Source organism: Proteiniphilum saccharofermentans (assembly GCF_900095135.1).
GTDB lineage: Bacteria > Bacteroidota > Bacteroidia > Bacteroidales > Dysgonomonadaceae > Proteiniphilum > Proteiniphilum saccharofermentans.
This window is the reverse complement of sequence record NZ_LT605205.1, coordinates 206,882-222,874: the sequence shown is the minus strand read 5'-3', so window position 1 is coordinate 222,874 and position 15,993 is coordinate 206,882. Positions and strand designations below refer to the sequence as shown.

Here is a 15,993-nt window from a genome sequence, read left to right as displayed (position 1 = left end):
ATGAAACGAGCATGTAAACTATTCTTTTTTATTTTTATTGTGATTGCATTGTCGCCCGGATGTTCTTCGAACACACAATTTGCTGCAAAACCGCAGGAATTGGTCGATTACGTCAATCCCTATATGGGTAATATCAGTCATCTGCTTGTACCCACGTATCCAACAGTTCACCTTCCTAACAGCATGTTACGTGTATATCCCGAACGGGGTGATTATACCGGCGACTTGTTGAACGGTTTACCGATCGCGGTTACAAGCCATCGTGGAAGTTCGGCATTCAATTTAAGTACTTTCCAGGGAACCGAGTCGGAGTTGAAACCGGTTATTCCTTACAGTTATGACAGGGAAAAAATTACTCCATACGATTATTATGTCTACCTCGATGAAGAAGAAACAAGCGTCTATTATGCCGTCTCCAATCAATCAGGTATCTATGCACTGAATTTCGACCGCACAGATCCTTTGTTTGTGATTCTCAATTCCAGAAGAGGTGAGTTGAAATGGGACGGAAAAGCATTCTCGGGTTATCAGCAACTTCAAAACAACACCCGGATTTTCGTCTATATGGAGCCCGATGTGCAACCTCAAAGTGTAAAGAACGAAACAGCATCGGGCACAAATGCCCATATTGTATTATCTTACCCGCCGAACACCATGCGGTTAAATTTACGTTACGGAATTTCGTTTATCGATGCCGAACAGGCAAAGAAAAACCTTGCCCGGGAAATACCGGATTTCGATGCAAAAGCCGTAGCGGAAAAAGGACGAAAAGTGTGGAACGAAATATTGGGAAAAATTAAAGTGGACGGGGGTTCGGAAAACGACAGGGCAGTTTTCTACACCTCACTGTACCGAACCTACGAGCGGCCGGTTTGTATATCGGAAGACGGACGTTATTTCAGCGCTTTCGACGGAAATATCCATAATGACAACGGAACACCTTTTTATACCGATGATTGGATCTGGGACACTTACCGTGCCACACACCCGCTTCGTGTCTTGATAGAGGCCGATATGGAAAGCGATATCCTCAACTCTTTCCTACGGATGGCGGAACAAATGCCTGAATTTTGGTGGCCTACTTTCCCCGAAATTACGGGCGATAGCCGCCGGATGAACTCCAATCACGGCATTGCCACTGTAATTGACGGATATATAAAGGGACTGGAAAATATCGACCTCGCAAAAAAATATCCGGCTATGCGAAACGCCATAATGAAAAAAACGTTGGCTCCCTGGTCGGCAAAGCCGTCAGGCGAATTGGACCGGTTTTATCACGAGAACGGGTATATTCCCGCACTAAGAGAGGGAGAGAAGGAAACGATCCCCGAAGTGCATGGTTTTGAAAAGCGCCAACCTGTAGCCGTAACGCTCGGAACAGCCTACGACCAATGGTGTCTGGCACAAATTGCCAAAGAATTAGGAGAAATGGAAGATTATGCTTATTTCCTGCAAAAGTCATATAACTATCGCAATTTGTATAATGCAGAAACGGGTTTCTTTCACCCGAAAGATAAACAGGGCAACTTCATTGAACCTTTCGATTACAAATTTTCGGGCGGAATGGGGGCACGTGAATATTATGGAGAAAACAACGCCTGGACCTATCGTTGGGATGTGCAACACAATGTGGCCGACCTGATCCATCTGATGGGAGGACGTGAAAAATTTATTCAGAATCTCGATCAAACGTTCCGTGAACCGCTTGGAAGAAGTAAGTATGAATTCTATGCCCAGTTGCCCGACCAAACAGGAAATGTAGGACAATTTTCAATGGCAAACGAACCGTCGCTACACATCCCCTATCTTTATAACTATGCAGGAGAACCCTGGAAAACGCAAAAGCGCATTCGCAAACTGGTAACTGAATGGTTCAGGAACGACCTGATGGGTGTTCCGGGTGATGAAGACGGCGGAGGGATGTCGGCTTTTGTGGTGTTTTCACAAATGGGATTCTATCCGGTAACGCCGGGTAGTCCGACATATAATATCGGAAGCCCGTTTTTTGACGAAGTAACCATGCAGTTGGGCAATGGCAAAACATTGCGTATCGTTGCCCAAAACAATAGCGAGAATAACAAATACATTCAATCGGCACGGCTGAATGGGAAAGAATGGACAAAACCCTGGTTTAGTCACGAAGACATCAGGAACGGCGGGACATTAGAGCTTGTGATGGGCGATAAAGCCAACCGATCATGGGGCACAGCCCCGCAGGATGCACCACCCTCGGAAGGAATTAAAAACAACTAAAACAGGGTAAAGATGAGAAAAACAGTGGAGGTAAAGGGGAGCACTGCACTATTCAAGGAGTCGGATAATCTGCCGTAGGTAAAGTGGCAAAATTTGCCGGCATATAAATTTACAAATTGTATAAGCATATGATAAAAAATCAATACAGTTAAAATTATTTAATAACAGGATATCAATCCGATAAAAAAGAGTACCTTTATTTCATTCAATCCAAGGCAATGTCCAGGACAGTTATTGTTGCCGGAAAACAACTGACTATTAACCCTATAATTCAGATAAAAATGCCTCGATTAGTAACACTCTACTCTCTTCAATGGGGAGATCTATCATTGGAAAACGTATGTGCCAAAGCGAAAGAATTTGGCTACGACGGGCTTGAATTAGGATTGCCTGACCATTTGGATGTACGACAAACCGATCCGGAATATTACAAAGGCATCAAAGATCTTTTGGGAAAGAATGGGTTACAGCTACACACAATTTCTTCCCATCTGGTAGGACAAGCGGTATGTGACCGGATCGATGAACGGCACAAAGGAATTTTACCCGCTTACATCTGGGGTGACGGTGATCCCGAAGGTGTCCGCCAACGTGCTGCCGAAGAGTTGATATTAACGGCAAAAGCGGCCCGGTCATTAGGTGTAAACACGGTGGTAGGATTTACAGGAAGTCCAATCTGGCATTTGCTTTATTCATTTCCGCCTGTTACCGGATCTATGATTGATGACGGCTATAAAGAATTTGCCCGCCGTTTTATCCCCATTCTCGATGAATTTGAAAAACTGGATGTCCGTTTTGCATTGGAAGTCCACCCTACCGAAATTGCATTTGATACATTTTCAGCCCGTAAGGCATTGGAAGCTGTGGATCATCACCCTGCTTTCGGCTTCAATTACGATCCGAGCCATATGGGATACCAGGGTGTGGATTACGTGGACTTTATTTACCAGTTCCCCGATCGTATCTTCCACGTCCATATGAAGGATGTGTACTGGAGTGATACTCCCAAACAAGTAGGCGTGTTCGGCGGGCATGTACCTTTCGGCGATCCCCGGCGTTACTGGAATTTCAGAAGTGTGGGTAGAGGCAAGATCAACTTCGAAGAAATTATCCGTGCACTCAATGCTATCGGTTATCAAGGACCACTTTCAATAGAATGGGAAGATAGTGCCATGGATCGTGAACACGGTGCGCGTGAGTCCTGCGAATTTATCAAACGGATCGATTTCCAGATGTCAAAACATGCTTTTGACGCATTTTTTGCAAAATAACCATCAGCTATATCATTGTATATGAAGAGGAGAAAATTTTTAACAAACGCAACAGTACAAATTGCTAATTACCAATGGATCAATATGACATAAGTTTGAGATCCCAAATTTTTCACTTTCACTTTTTAATTTTTAATTTAATAAGTCTTGGTTCTTGTGTCTAAAATAAAAAATCGTATGCAAAATCAATCAAAAAAAGTAACACGAAGAGAATTCCTGGGTTTATCCGCATTGGGATTAACAAGTCTGACGATATTACCGAGTTGGACAATGAATGGGGTTAGAATAGCACCGAGTGACAGGGTGGTTTTGGGCTTCATTGGTTTGGGAAGGCAAGGTATAGGCGATTTCCACGCCTTCACCCATTGTCCCGGCGTACAGGTGGTTGCCGGTTGTGATGTGGATTCTATCAAAAACGATCGTTTCAGGCAAGCTGTCACCGCATGGCAAAGATCCAAAGGCATGCCCGAGAGATGCAATACCTACGAATTCTATGAACAACTCCTCGAACGTAAAGATATTGATGCTATTGCCATCGCCACTCCCGACCATTGGCATGCACTGAATGTAATCCACTCTTGTCAGGCCGGCAAAGATGTCTATTGTCAAAAACCATTGTCGTACAATATTTCCGAGAGTTTGGCTGTAGTCAAAGCAGTTCGTCACAATAACCGCATTGTACAGATAGGCAGCCAACAGCGATCAAGCAAAGAATTTCAAACAGCCATCTCCATGGTAAGAAACGGAAGTCTCGGATATGTAAAAGAAGTACATGTGAGAGTCGGTGAACCGCCCGCACCTTTTAACCTGCCGGAGGAACCGGTACCCTCTAACCTGAACTTCAACCAGTGGCTTGGCCCGTTAAACTTTCCGGTAGTGCATTACAATCACAAAATGTGTCCGCCTATCACTTACCCTGAACTGAAAGAAACGGGCGACTGGGCAGTATGGCGTTACTACAGGGAGACTGGCAACGGATTCATCGGCGATTGGGGAGCTCACCATTTCGATATCGCACAGGCAGCATTGGGTATGGACGGATTAACACCCGTGGAATATATACCTGCCGGATATAATGGAACGAAATATGCCACAATGAAATATACCAACGGACAGGTAGTAACCGAACAACCTTTCCGTGAGGACAAACCGGATGATAAAGGTATAAATTTCATCGGCGAAAAAGCGTGGTTGAAAGTAGCAAGGGGGTATATTGAATGTTCCGATCCGAACCTTCTGCAAAAATCGGAACAGACTTTTGCGGCCGGAGAATACGAAGTGAGTGCCCCGCATATGCAGGACTTTATCAACAGTGTGAGATCCCGGAAAGAACCTATCGCACCTGTTGAAGCAGGCGCTTCTACCAATATTTTCTTCTGTAATGTGAATATCGCCCATGAACTCGGACGCCCGGTAAAATGGGATCCGGTAACCAAGAGATATTTCGATGACAAAGAGGCGGAAGCCCATCGTTTATATTACTACGAATATAGGAATCCTTATAAACTACCCTACCGGGATAGGATGATTTGATAATGAGTTAATGTGATAATTGGAACCCTAAAAAATGAATCGTATGCAATCTTACAGGAAAATAATCATCGCTTTTGTAGCAGTAATGCTTTGCGTAGCCAATATCAAGGCAACCAATAACCTGAAAATAGCCGAAAACTCGTTGCACGGTAAAAAAGTGTTGTACGTTTACGGCGGCTGGGAAGGCCACGAACCCGAAAAGTGCCGGGATATATTCGTACCCTGGTTAAAATCGGAAGGTGCGGAAGTTTTTATATTCGATCAACTCTCCTGCTATGAAGACTCTGCATTAATGGCCAATATCGATTTGATCATACAACATTATACACAGGGAGAAATATCCGGTTCACAAGACAAAGCATTGCGTAATGCTGTGAAACGGGGAGTAGGGTTAGCGGGCTGGCACGGCGGGACAGGAGACTCTTTCCGGAACAACGTTGATTTTCAATATATGATTGGTGGACAATGGGTTGCCCACCCGGGAAATATCATATCATACACGGTGAATATCACCGACAAAGAAGATCCTGTTACCAAAGGATTAAACGATTTTGACATGAAATCGGAACAATATTACATGCATATCGACCCGAACATAAAAGTGTTGGCAACGACCATATTCTCGGGAGAGCACGACTATTGGATTGAAGGAGCCGTAATGCCCGTAGTGTGGAAAAAACAGTACGGCAAGGGACGTGTTTTCTATTCTTCACTGGGACACGTCGCCAGCGATTTTGATGTACCCGAAGCACTCGAGATCATGAAACGCGGTATCAGATGGGCGGCAGAAAGCTTAGAAAAAGAGCCCGAAAAATTGGTTTCACCGATTTATAAATAAAGTGGTTTTTTCCATTTTCTGTACTTCTCCGGTCATTTTGTAGGGTAAAGGGTAAACATTTCCCTTACTATCTCCACCACCCCATTGCTGGGGAGTATTTTCAGTCGGTGCTACCACTGTCCATTGCTTTTTATCGGCCCGGATACTACCAGTGTCATAATTATGGTCGGATGTGGCAACCTTATGATTCTCCCATTCTACGCCGTTCCAGTAAAAAATTACCTGCCATTCTTTCAGACCATTATCCGGGCCGGGGTGGTGTCCCTTTCCCGATACATAAAAAACTAAAAAAATAAAGATACACCCAGTAAATAGTATTTATTCATATACGTTCATCATCTGACAAATCACAAGACAACCAAACTAATCAGTAGTCCAATCCTACTTGAGGTATTTCGCCAGGAATCCCAGCATGGTACTGTAAAAGTCCATACGATTCTCTTCACGATAGAAGCCGTGCCCTTCGTTGTATTTCACCATATAGGGAATTTCCAGACCTTTCGCGCGTAGTGCCGTCACAATCTGATCCGACTCGTTGATGTTCACGCGGGGGTCGTTAGCACCCTGTACCACATAGACCGGCTTGGAGATCTTATCGATTTGATACACCGGTGAAGCTTCACGGGCAATAACTTTCTCTTCGGGATCATCCAGGTCATACCATATCTGCTTCACCATTTCAGTCAGGGGTTTCCAGTATTCCGGGAACGACGAAAAGAAAGTTTCGATATTGGACACGCCCACATAATCTACGCCACAGGTATAGAGATCGGGCGTTTTTACAAGTCCCATCAGTGTAGCATAGCCACCATGGCTACCGCCATAGATCGCAATTTTACTTTCATCTGCCCAACCCTGCGCAATGGCATAACGTACACCATCTTCCACATCATCCATCACTTTCCTGCCAATCTGCTTGAAACCGGCACGCAGAAACTCTTTACCATATCCGCCCGAGATACGGAAGTTCACTTGCAGGGTAGCATAGCCGCGGCTGGCAAACAATTGCGTTTCGGGATTAAATCCCCACGAGTCGCGGATTCCCTGCGGACCGCCATGCGGATTCACAATCATAGGTACTCTTTTGCCTGCCAGTGCTTCTTTCGGGAGTGTGATATATCCGTGGATCGTCAGTCCGTCACGGCTCTTAAAGGTGATAGGACGCATTTCCGCCATATCCTCTTCCTTCAGTTGCGGCATCAGGTCGTATAACAGGGTAAACTGTTTTGTTTTTACGTCGTACTCATAGTACTTTCCATACAACTTATCGCTTTGCAGGATGATCAGGAATGTGTTTTCATCGTCGTCATAATCAGCAATACCATATATCTTTCCGGGGAAGTTCTTGTTCACTCCGGCATCGATTTCCTTGTAGAGGTCACTCACCGGGATAACTTCCGATTTTTCTCCCTCGTAGCTGAAATAATCAATTTCGTAGTTGCGTTTACGAGAGAGCCCCATACCGGCTACATCATATTGAGGGTTTGAAAATACTTCTTTTATTTCACGGTTGTTTTTCAGGTCGTAGAGAACGATACGGGTTTTATCTCCGTCGAGGTTGGTAACCACATAGGCATCATCGGGATCGGACGTATTGTAATTAAAGGCGATGATCGAGAAGCTGTCGTCCCAGTTCATTTTTTTCTTCAACTCGAAATCTCCTGTTTCCGTATTTTTATAATAAAACTCCATTTCCACTCCGTTTACCATTTTGGTATAGGCACGCAAATTGCCCTCTTTGTCAAAATCATATCCCTGGATAGGATTAGCGACATCACTGTTTTCGTAGAGTTTTTCCAATTCACCCGTTACCACATTCAGTTTATAAGGCTCGAATATCTGCGGATTATCTTTATTCATCGAAATGATAATGTAATCTTTCTGATCTTTCAGGAGAGAGATGATTCCCGCCCTTACACCTTCAAAGGGAGTAAGATCACGGCTATTTCCCCCATCGATATTTGTCGCGTAAATATGGTAGTTTTCATTTCCCCCGTTGTCCATCGCATAAAACAAACGATCGTCGTTAATCCATCCGTATCCTTTGATCGGTTCCTCTTTTTCTTCGATGGCACGAATCACCTCTCCGGAGGCAAGATTTTTTATATAAACATGGTTTTTAAGTCCATCCTTTTCTTTGTACGACAGATACTTTCCGTTTGGTGATAACTGGAATGCCGATGCATTGGGCCGGGCAAAGTAATCGGCCACACTGTATTTATAATCTCCCTTATCGAAGTCGACCAGTTTACGCAATGCTTCTTCATTCGTCACCAGATCGGGATTCCCGGGAAGTTTACTTTCAAACCGTCTTAAAGTAAGCGGGAGAGTCATTCCGGCCTGCTCGTAGTTTCCGGTAATACTGTCTCCCTGCAGTTCTCCATTATAAACGATCTGCGCCGCAGTCACTCCCAGTTTGAGCCGATTATCCAACAGTTCTGCCACATCTACCGGTATGCCGGCCGCCCCCTGCATAGGGACGTCCATTGTACCGGATAAATTCCCGTCTTCCCCGGTAAGGTGGAAAATCAGTTCCAGATCTATCCCTTGCACCGAAAGGGTGCCTTTCCAGTCACCTGCAATAGTTTGTGCATTCAGACTCATAGTTGTTACAATCACGGCGATTAGTACGCCAATTCTTTTTATTATGTTCATATAATTAATTTTAATACAAGTAAAACAAACAGAATATAAAGTTGTTGAAAAGAATCTCATATTCCGGTACAAATGTAAAATGATCTATTTGTACCGGCAAATAATTTTACTCTTTCTTCACCATTTTTATTCCGCATCAAAAGAGAGCTTTCCATCCCTATGAGCTGTGAGGATGGATTTTCTTTCTTCACAGGGTTTTCCATCATGATTAGCTGCTCATATTCTGTTTATTAATCCAAATTTAAATGATGAACAAAGGGGATTTTGAACAAACGCCCGTTTTCCTTGGGACAAGCGATCCCGATTTCCACGTACCTGTGGAACGTGTGTACGCTTCCGCCAATATCCTGCGGGAAATGGATGCCTCTGTCACCGAAAAAGTATATGCCAACCGTGGACATACCATTTCCGAAGACGAAATTGAACTGGTAAACCGGATTATCTTTTGATATGAAAGTAACCCGCATTTATACCGATACTAACGGAGACTCCCGGTTTGAGGATATCGAAATAGACTTGTTCGACCGTGGTGAAATTGGACGCCTGTCTGAAAATATCGAAGTGAAATCTCTGCAATTCAGAACAGTCCCACCCGATTACGACTATGATTTCCATCACGCTCCGCAACGCCAGTATATTGTTTTGTTAGACGGCGGAGTGGAAATCGAAACATCATTGGGAGAGGTACGTCAATTTCAAACTGGCGAAATTCTTTTGGTGGAAGATACAACCGGTAAAGGACACCGTACTAAAAATTTAGAGAAAAAGGAACGTACATCAATTTTTATCCACTTAGCCTGAAACGAGTATGATAACCGTTCTCACCCGGGAACGTTTTCGGTAAGCGAATACAGAAGAAAAACTTGTTTTCCTCTGTTGAGGTAGAATTGAAAATCGAGAAGCGAAGGCGACTCAAAACGACTAACTTCAGTGAACATGACAATATGGGAGTTCCATACGACCTTACTATTAAAAATAAATATTGTCGTATGGAGAACTGTTTTCCTGAGTATTCAAATTCTTAAAGAAACGATGTCACCCTGCGTAAGAATTACTTTGTAAACTGAACTGTTCTCCCCTCTGCAGCACTTTGTTTCGCCGCGTCCAATATTTTCACGACAATCAGGTTGTTTTCCAAAGAAGAAAGGTCTGTGACTTTCACTTTGACATCTCCCCTGATCACATTTGCGAAATAGTTAAATGGCTCTTTTGCTTCCAAAGGAGATTCGGTTACTTTTTCTTCGCGCTTTGGAGTAGAACGCGCTAAACGGTATTCCAGATCATGGCTATTGAGCACACTTACATACCCATCCTCTCCGTAAATAGAGAGGTCTTTCCTGTCTATAGGCCAGTTCCACGATCCTTGAATCACGGCCTGTGCGTGCGGATAAGTCAGAATAATGGTTGCCTGGTCATCTACTTCGGGATAAACCTCCGGCTTGATCGTCTGTAGTATTGCCGTAACAGTTTCAGGTTCCTCATTCTGCATAATCCAGGTCATCAGGTTGGCTCCGTAACAGCCAAAATCGGTTACCGCCCCTCCTCCATTCTGGACAGGATCAGTAAGCCACTCCAAAAATTCGGGAGAGCATCCGATCTCCACAGGCCCTTTATGTCCGTCATTGATAATGACTTTATTAATATCTCCGATTTCCTGCTTCAGGACAGCCATTTCGAAAGCCTTGTAATGAGCTGGATACCATGTTGTCTCGTAGTTGGTCAAAAGGTGAATATTATTTTCCCGGGCCAGTTTTTTCATTTCTTCAGCGTGTTCGGTACTCACTGCCAGCGGTTTCTCTACCATTACATGGATTCCTCTCGGTGCACATACCTCTACGGTGCTTAAATGATCATAAATCGAATTAAAAGCGACCACTCCTTCCGGTTGGGTCTCTTCAACCATTGTAGCCAGGTCATCGTACACTATGCCCATATCAAATCCATACTGAACCGAAAGGGCCTGTGCTCTTTTCTTATTGGATTCAGCAATACCGACAATAAGGATATCGGTACGTTCCTTATATCGATTCAAAAGGCCGTGTACATGATCATGCGACAGGCCGTCAATTCCGATCCGAACAGGATTACTCGATGGCGGCGTATCAATGAGTTGCTTAACAAATAGGCCGGCAAAAATGATAAGGCTTATTAATAAAATAGGAAATTTCATATAATACACCTTTAGACGTTTCATAAAATTGTGAAATATTGATCAGCTCGGAAAGCAATTTCCCGACCTTTTGAGTGCTTACACACAGGCAAATGTAATAAAAATTATTTCACGCAACCTATAACTGAGGCAATATATTACAATATCTTACGTTTTTGTCCTAAATATACAACATAAGAGGTATTTACATGCAATTTCCAATAAAAGAATATCCATTAAAGTCACACGCATTCTTAATCTGCAGAACAAATATGACCATCGAAGTCATTCTACCACATACCAGTTGTACCCGTCTGCAGGAATGGAAATTTTTAAAGTGACAGAATAATCTCTGTTCAATTTATATTTTTTCCCTTTTGATACACCTTTTTCCTTTATGACGGCACTCTCCGTCAAGCCTGTATAATACAACGGGATGGAGATTTCTTTTTCGACAGGCTCATTTAAAGGATTATAAACCAAGACAAACGCTTTTTCCTTCAAAGCAGGATTCACATGCATGATTCCGTCCCAGTCTCTTCCGTCAGGCCGTCTTAACCCAACTTTCACTTACATTTCCACGCAATCCTGTCCAGAATGAGTCAGGACGATCCCCTTGGCGGTGACTGTGACCTACATATTTTTATTTTCTTGAACGGCGCCTGTTTCATCTTTAGGATGGAGTATATCCTCTCCGCTTGCTTTGTCGGCCGACTGCATTGTCTCAGTTCCACCTTCTCACCCAGGGCATTGACGGCTTCTGTAGTCACCAATTTCTGCGTAGACATGCGGCGAACAATCTCTGTCCAATAAGCGTTTTCTCCCGATTGCTTGAGTTGAAAGCGTATCGTATTGACAATCCAATAAGAAAGTAGTCCGAAGAATAAATGCGCATCACTGCGTTCATCCTTTTGATGATAGATGGGTCGTAGATTGAGATCCGTTTTTAGCTGCCGGTTGGTGCATTCTATCTCACGAATCAAATTATAATACTCCCAGGTCGTCTGTTCGCCAAAAGTCCGTACGTTGGTTCTCAGGAAATAGACTCCCGTGTTTTTGTCTATTGCGGTAATATCCTTGATCGTCCAGTTTACTTTTTGCATTTCAGCTGGTTTCCTCTCATTGCACAGGTACGTTATTTGATAATGTCGCGCGATGGAGGGATAACGCTCAATGGCTCTGCCGACTCGTTCAACTACTTTTTCGTAACGTTTGGTACCTCCTTTCCTTGTAATGGCCTCGTTGATTTTCTCCATCTCACCTTCAAAGCGTTCTTTCCATTGACGGTTCATGGAGGCTTCCGTCATTGCTTTTGAGGGAGAGGTGATCTCCAGATAATAATCCTCTTCAGGCCGGGTCTGCACTTCCCGCAAGGTAATCTCCTGTTTTCTGGTGTCATGTACGGTTACCGTCCGGTGATCCTTCGAGAGGCTGTAGTCTTTTAACCGTGTGCGGGATACGCAAAGATAATTGTATCCTTTTTCTTTTATGCCTTGCAGGTTCTCTTCGGTGGAGATGCCTGCATCGATTACAACCAAGGTCTTTTTACTGGTGACGGAGGTTTTGACAGCCAACTTGTCAATCATACCGGGAAGTGATTTGGGGTCTGAGGTATTGCCTGCAAGAATAGAGGAATAACGGATAAATCCCTCCCTGTTTATGCACAAGGCCAATACCAGTAATCGACAGTCGTTGCGCTTCTCCTTGCTGCGTCCGAAACGCGCTTTGCGACTTCCTGCTTTACGGCCTTCAAAATAGAAGTTGGTCAGGTCAAAAAGCACGATACGATTATCTATATTGAACAGGTTATCCGTCCTTTGGCAAGCATGCGTTGCCAGTATCGTTCGGCAAAGAGGCGCTCTTCGTGAGAAAGTCCATCCTTATTTTCCGGGAAAAGAGATCCATGATGCCGGTGTTGAAAACGCATAGTCAAGGCACGTGCAATACGTTTGACCTGGAGAGGCTTCAGGCATGGTTCAAAACCGATATTCAGTACAATCAGGGAATGCACGTGTCCGCGCACATCTCGATAAGACTCCTTCAGTCGATAGTAAGGAGCTTCCTGTCCCGTGGCGGAATTGAAACGTAGTTGTACATTCACGTGCATGAGACAAAAATACAACAAGACTTGCATTCAAAAGTGTCCTACAATCCGGATTTGACATACTTCCGAAAAATACGATCGCTGAATATCAAATGGCTATCACATCAAAGGAGCATAAAACAGGCTCATTTTTTATCAAAAATAATTTTGAGGGTGAAAGTTGGGTCAAAATCATACCCTTGAATGGGGTTGGCCGGGTCGCTGTTCTCGTAGAGTTTTTCGAGTTCACCGGTCACCACGTTCAATTTATACGGCTCGAAAATCTGCGGGTTATCCTTGTTCATGGAGATGATGATGTAATCCTTCTGTTCTTTCAAGAGCGAGATAATGCCGGCCCTGACCCCATCAAACGGGGTAAGATCGAGCGCGTTGCTCCCGTCGATATTGGCCGCGTAGATATGGTAGTTCTCGTTGCCCCCGTGGTCCATCGCGTAGAACAGGCGATCGTCATTAACCCAGCCATACCCTTTAATCGGTTCCTCTTTCTCTTCGATGGCACGTACCACTTCACCGGTAGCCAGCTCTTTGGTATAGACGTGGTTCTTGAGCCCTTCCTTTTCCATGTAGGAGAGGTACTTGCCGTTGGGTGACAACTGGAAGGAGGACGCATTGGGCCGCGCAAAATAATCGGCCACGCTGTACGTGTAATCGCCTTCATCGTGGGCGATCAACGCCTGCAGTTCTTCATCAGACGACACCAGTTCGGGATTACCCGGCAATTTGCTCTCGAACCGCTTCAAGGTAAGGGGAAGGGTCATCCCCGCCTGCTCGTAGTTCCCGGTGATGCTATCGCCCTGGAGCATGCCTTTATAGGTAATTTGTGCTGCCGACACACCCAGCTTTAACTCGTTCCCGGTTTGCTCGATTACATCCACGGGGATACCGGTCGCGCCCTGCATGGGCACATCCATGGTACCGGTAAGACTCCCGTTCTCCCCTACAAGATGGAACACCAGTTCCAAGTCGACCCCCTGCACCGAAAGGGTGCCTTTTCAATCTCCGGCAATGCTTTGTGCTTTTACACTCATAGTTACTAAGACGATGGCGAGTAACACGCCAACTTGTTTTATAACGTTCATAAATTTAAAATTTGTGTATTGAATACAGATCCGGCATCGCGGGCAATATTCCGTCATTAAAATCAGACGATTCTCGTTGCTGAATCTCGGGGCAGATGTAATGAAAGCCGAGAGGTTAGCCAAGCTTGCTTGAGCCGGCCCGAGGCGCATCTTACATTCTGCAAACTTAGGTAAAAAAGTCGAGATTTTATACACGAGCAAATAAAAATCAAGAGAATCAGGACTTCAGAAGGAATATCCTCAACATGGAAATTCTTGTGGCATACAATATGGAAAGGAACAGGGCAACCTGTTCGTACTCGGCATATATTTCGGGATCATTGAACAGGTATAAAGCCTCTATGCCTGCCAAATCGGAGGTCGACATAAAGTAGTGAAGCCTTTCCATCTGCAAATTCATATACTCATACGGGGTAATTTCGGCTCTTTCCCCAAACAGCGATTTGAATGAAAGCTCCGTTTTTTTCAGCTTTTTATCCAGAATTTTAATCACCTTCTCTTCCGATTTGAAAAGGGCATAGTCCGGATATTGTTTCAGCGCCCCGGCTATCCTCACTCTCCTCTCTTCCTCATCATCCAGAGAGTGTATTTCAAGAAACAGGGTATAAGGGAGTTCTCCCCAACGCCCGCGGATATATTCACCCAGCTTCGCTTCGTCATTTTCCTTGGTCAGATACGACAAATCTTCATACGTAATATCATTCTCATTCTGTAAGCCAAGCATCTGCCAGTAAGCGTCATTGGTAATGGTATAATCACGCGCTTCTTTACTCCATTTCGTGACCCACCTGTTTACCTCCTTAAAGTCTGTGAGATCTCCGTACAACAGATCCGTGAGCGCCCCAATTCTTCTAAAGTCCTCCTCTTCATACGGATCTTCATCGTCCCGGTCACTCTCAAATATTCCCTCTTCCGGGCCGGTATTTTCCAGGTGTTGGGTTAACTCCAGAAAAATCGCCGCATTTTCCTCATAACTGTTCCCGGAATATTCATCCAGAAAATCATCCTCTTCATCCCGGATATCGCCGTCTTCATCCTCTTCATCACCGTAAGAGTCATAAAACGAATCATCCAGTCCTAATATATAATCATAATTACCGGCACCAAGCTGCTTTTCCAGCCTGTGCATAATCATCCTGACCATTGTCTCATCCTCAAAAGGACCTTGCACGAACAGGGGTTTCCCATTCTCACCACCACAATGTATATCGATCAAGGGAATCTCGTCGCTGTCCTCTTCAAGCATGTATTGCGTAGTGGACAGAAAGTCCTTATGGGGTTCAAACCCGATATCTTCAGCATATTCCCAACCGGCATGGATGATGTTATGGACCAGATTGTATTCACATTCGAGCATGTCGAGACCGGTTTCCAATTTGCCCTTATACTCATCAAACGCATACTCCGGAACATTGAATTCATATAACGTGTCCTTTATCCCAAGACATTTCAGGTCGACAAGGTATGAACAATAGGTAATATTTCCATTGACATGCTTACGGGCAATGGTCACATGTGCGAGACCTTCCTCTTCCCAGCCTTCATTGACAAAGCATCTGAATATCGGAATATTACGGGCTCTTTGACGAATATAATTTTCCGGAGAAAGGATTTGTGGGGATTGCTTCTGCTTCTTACTCATAATAAATTATCGCATTTGGGTGAAGAATGATATTCAACGTTTTCGTTAAGCGATGAACATAAGACAAGCAAGCTTGGCTTATGTCGTCGCGAGAAAATGTCTAATGTAAATGAACACAAAATTACAATAATATCTTCGGAAAAAAGCGTTTTTACTCGGCAAAATCTATACGCGACACACTCCCACGCATGCCGCGTACTTTCACGTCGCACTTCAGCCGGGGCCCTTTCAACCAAGTGAACAAAGCGGTTTCCGGGATTGCTATATGCTTATTACAAAACCAATAGAGGCATAAAATGAGCTATGACATCCTGGGGCTGCGCCATATCACCGCCATCTCCAACAACGCGAAAAAGAACTTCGATTTTTACACCAACGTGCTGGGATTAAGATTAGTAACTGATGTTTCGCAGTTAAAAATGAAGTTGATAATCAGAGGATAAGAGATAAAAAAAGCAGCATATTTTAG

Annotated in this window: 12 protein-coding genes and 1 pseudogene; 7 read left to right on the top strand and 6 right to left on the bottom strand. The window is 44.2% G+C overall.

The genetic code is table 11. From position 1 onward, the window contains the following. The 4 genes from PSM36_RS00740 to PSM36_RS00725 all read left to right on the top strand — a co-directional run bounded on the left by PSM36_RS00740 (position 1) and on the right by PSM36_RS00725 (position 5,895). Positions 1-2,253 carry a GH92 family glycosyl hydrolase gene (locus PSM36_RS00740; protein WP_076928359.1) on the top strand — a complete coding sequence of 751 codons (2,253 nt, stop codon included), beginning with the start codon at positions 1-3 and terminating at the stop codon, positions 2,251-2,253. A gap of 281 nt (positions 2,254-2,534) precedes the next feature. Beyond that, positions 2,535-3,524 (top strand): sugar phosphate isomerase/epimerase family protein, encoded by a 990-nt coding sequence (locus PSM36_RS00735; protein WP_076931959.1) that lies wholly within the window; start codon positions 2,535-2,537, stop codon positions 3,522-3,524. A gap of 177 nt (positions 3,525-3,701) precedes the next feature. Further along, positions 3,702-5,057: a Gfo/Idh/MocA family protein gene (locus tag PSM36_RS00730; RefSeq protein ID WP_076928358.1), complete on the top strand. Its 1,356-nt coding sequence runs from the start codon at positions 3,702-3,704 to the stop codon at positions 5,055-5,057. 43 nt (positions 5,058-5,100) lie between these two features. After that, positions 5,101-5,895, top strand: coding sequence for a ThuA domain-containing protein (locus PSM36_RS00725; RefSeq protein ID WP_083710869.1), 795 nt, complete (start codon positions 5,101-5,103; stop codon positions 5,893-5,895). Positions 5,896-6,276: 381 nt separating this feature from the next. On the opposite strand, the gene PSM36_RS00720 is transcribed toward PSM36_RS00725, so the two are convergent. Beyond that, positions 6,277-8,550 carry a S9 family peptidase gene (locus tag PSM36_RS00720; protein ID WP_232001491.1) on the bottom strand — a complete coding sequence of 758 codons (2,274 nt, stop codon included), beginning with the start codon at positions 8,548-8,550 and terminating at the stop codon, positions 6,277-6,279. A 245-nt stretch (positions 8,551-8,795) separates the two neighbouring features. Here PSM36_RS00720 and PSM36_RS00715 point away from each other — a divergent pair, with 245 nt between their 5' ends. Both PSM36_RS00715 and PSM36_RS00710 read left to right on the top strand, forming a co-directional pair. Continuing rightward, positions 8,796-8,999, top strand: a complete 204-nt coding sequence (locus PSM36_RS00715; protein WP_175456786.1) for a hypothetical protein — start codon at positions 8,796-8,798, stop codon at positions 8,997-8,999. Position 9,000: 1 nt separating this feature from the next. After that, a complete protein-coding gene (locus PSM36_RS00710) occupies positions 9,001-9,351 on the top strand; it encodes a cupin domain-containing protein (RefSeq protein WP_076928356.1) in 351 nt (116 codons plus the stop codon). Positions 9,352-9,601: 250 nt separating this feature from the next. Here PSM36_RS00710 and PSM36_RS00705 read toward each other — a convergent pair whose 3' ends face one another. From PSM36_RS00705 to PSM36_RS00685, 5 genes and pseudogenes are all read right to left on the bottom strand, one after another. Continuing rightward, on the bottom strand, positions 9,602-10,720 hold the full coding sequence (locus PSM36_RS00705; protein WP_076928355.1) for a Gfo/Idh/MocA family protein: 1,119 nt from the start codon (positions 10,718-10,720) through the stop codon (positions 9,602-9,604). Positions 10,721-10,984: 264 nt separating this feature from the next. Then, entirely contained in the window at positions 10,985-11,269 is a 285-nt protein-coding gene (locus PSM36_RS00700; protein ID WP_154670937.1) for a hypothetical protein, read from the bottom strand. Positions 11,270-11,358: 89 nt separating this feature from the next. Next, positions 11,359-12,806 (bottom strand): annotated as a pseudogene (locus tag PSM36_RS00695) (IS1634 family transposase); the annotation flags it as partial. Between the two features lie 122 nt (positions 12,807-12,928). After that, positions 12,929-13,780: a TolB-like translocation protein gene (locus PSM36_RS00690; RefSeq protein WP_076928353.1), complete on the bottom strand. Its 852-nt coding sequence runs from the start codon at positions 13,778-13,780 to the stop codon at positions 12,929-12,931. A gap of 319 nt (positions 13,781-14,099) precedes the next feature. Next, entirely contained in the window at positions 14,100-15,524 is a 1,425-nt protein-coding gene (locus PSM36_RS00685; protein WP_076928352.1) for a hypothetical protein, read from the bottom strand. Between the two features lie 296 nt (positions 15,525-15,820). Between PSM36_RS00685 and PSM36_RS00680 the strand changes: the two genes are divergently transcribed. Beyond that, on the top strand, positions 15,821-15,967 hold the full coding sequence (locus PSM36_RS00680) for a VOC family protein (protein WP_083710868.1): 147 nt from the start codon (positions 15,821-15,823) through the stop codon (positions 15,965-15,967). Positions 15,968-15,993: the final 26 nt, after the last annotated feature.

Excerpts from the sequence above, each read along its gene's own strand:
- PSM36_RS00740 (WP_076928359.1), top strand. The coding sequence starts at position 1 with ATGAAACGAGCATGTAAACTATTCTTTTTTATTTTTATTGTGATTGCA.
- PSM36_RS00735 (WP_076931959.1), top strand. The coding sequence starts at position 2,535 with ATGCCTCGATTAGTAACACTCTACTCTCTTCAATGGGGAGATCTATCA.
- PSM36_RS00730 (WP_076928358.1), top strand. The coding sequence starts at position 3,702 with ATGCAAAATCAATCAAAAAAAGTAACACGAAGAGAATTCCTGGGTTTA.
- PSM36_RS00725 (WP_083710869.1), top strand. The coding sequence starts at position 5,101 with ATGCAATCTTACAGGAAAATAATCATCGCTTTTGTAGCAGTAATGCTT.
- PSM36_RS00720 (WP_232001491.1), bottom strand. The coding sequence starts at position 8,550 with ATGAACATAATAAAAAGAATTGGCGTACTAATCGCCGTGATTGTAACA.
- PSM36_RS00715 (WP_175456786.1), top strand. The coding sequence starts at position 8,796 with ATGATGAACAAAGGGGATTTTGAACAAACGCCCGTTTTCCTTGGGACA.
- PSM36_RS00710 (WP_076928356.1), top strand. The coding sequence starts at position 9,001 with ATGAAAGTAACCCGCATTTATACCGATACTAACGGAGACTCCCGGTTT.
- PSM36_RS00705 (WP_076928355.1), bottom strand. The coding sequence starts at position 10,720 with ATGAAATTTCCTATTTTATTAATAAGCCTTATCATTTTTGCCGGCCTA.
- PSM36_RS00685 (WP_076928352.1), bottom strand. The coding sequence starts at position 15,524 with ATGAGTAAGAAGCAGAAGCAATCCCCACAAATCCTTTCTCCGGAAAAT.
- PSM36_RS00680 (WP_083710868.1), top strand. The coding sequence starts at position 15,821 with ATGAGCTATGACATCCTGGGGCTGCGCCATATCACCGCCATCTCCAAC.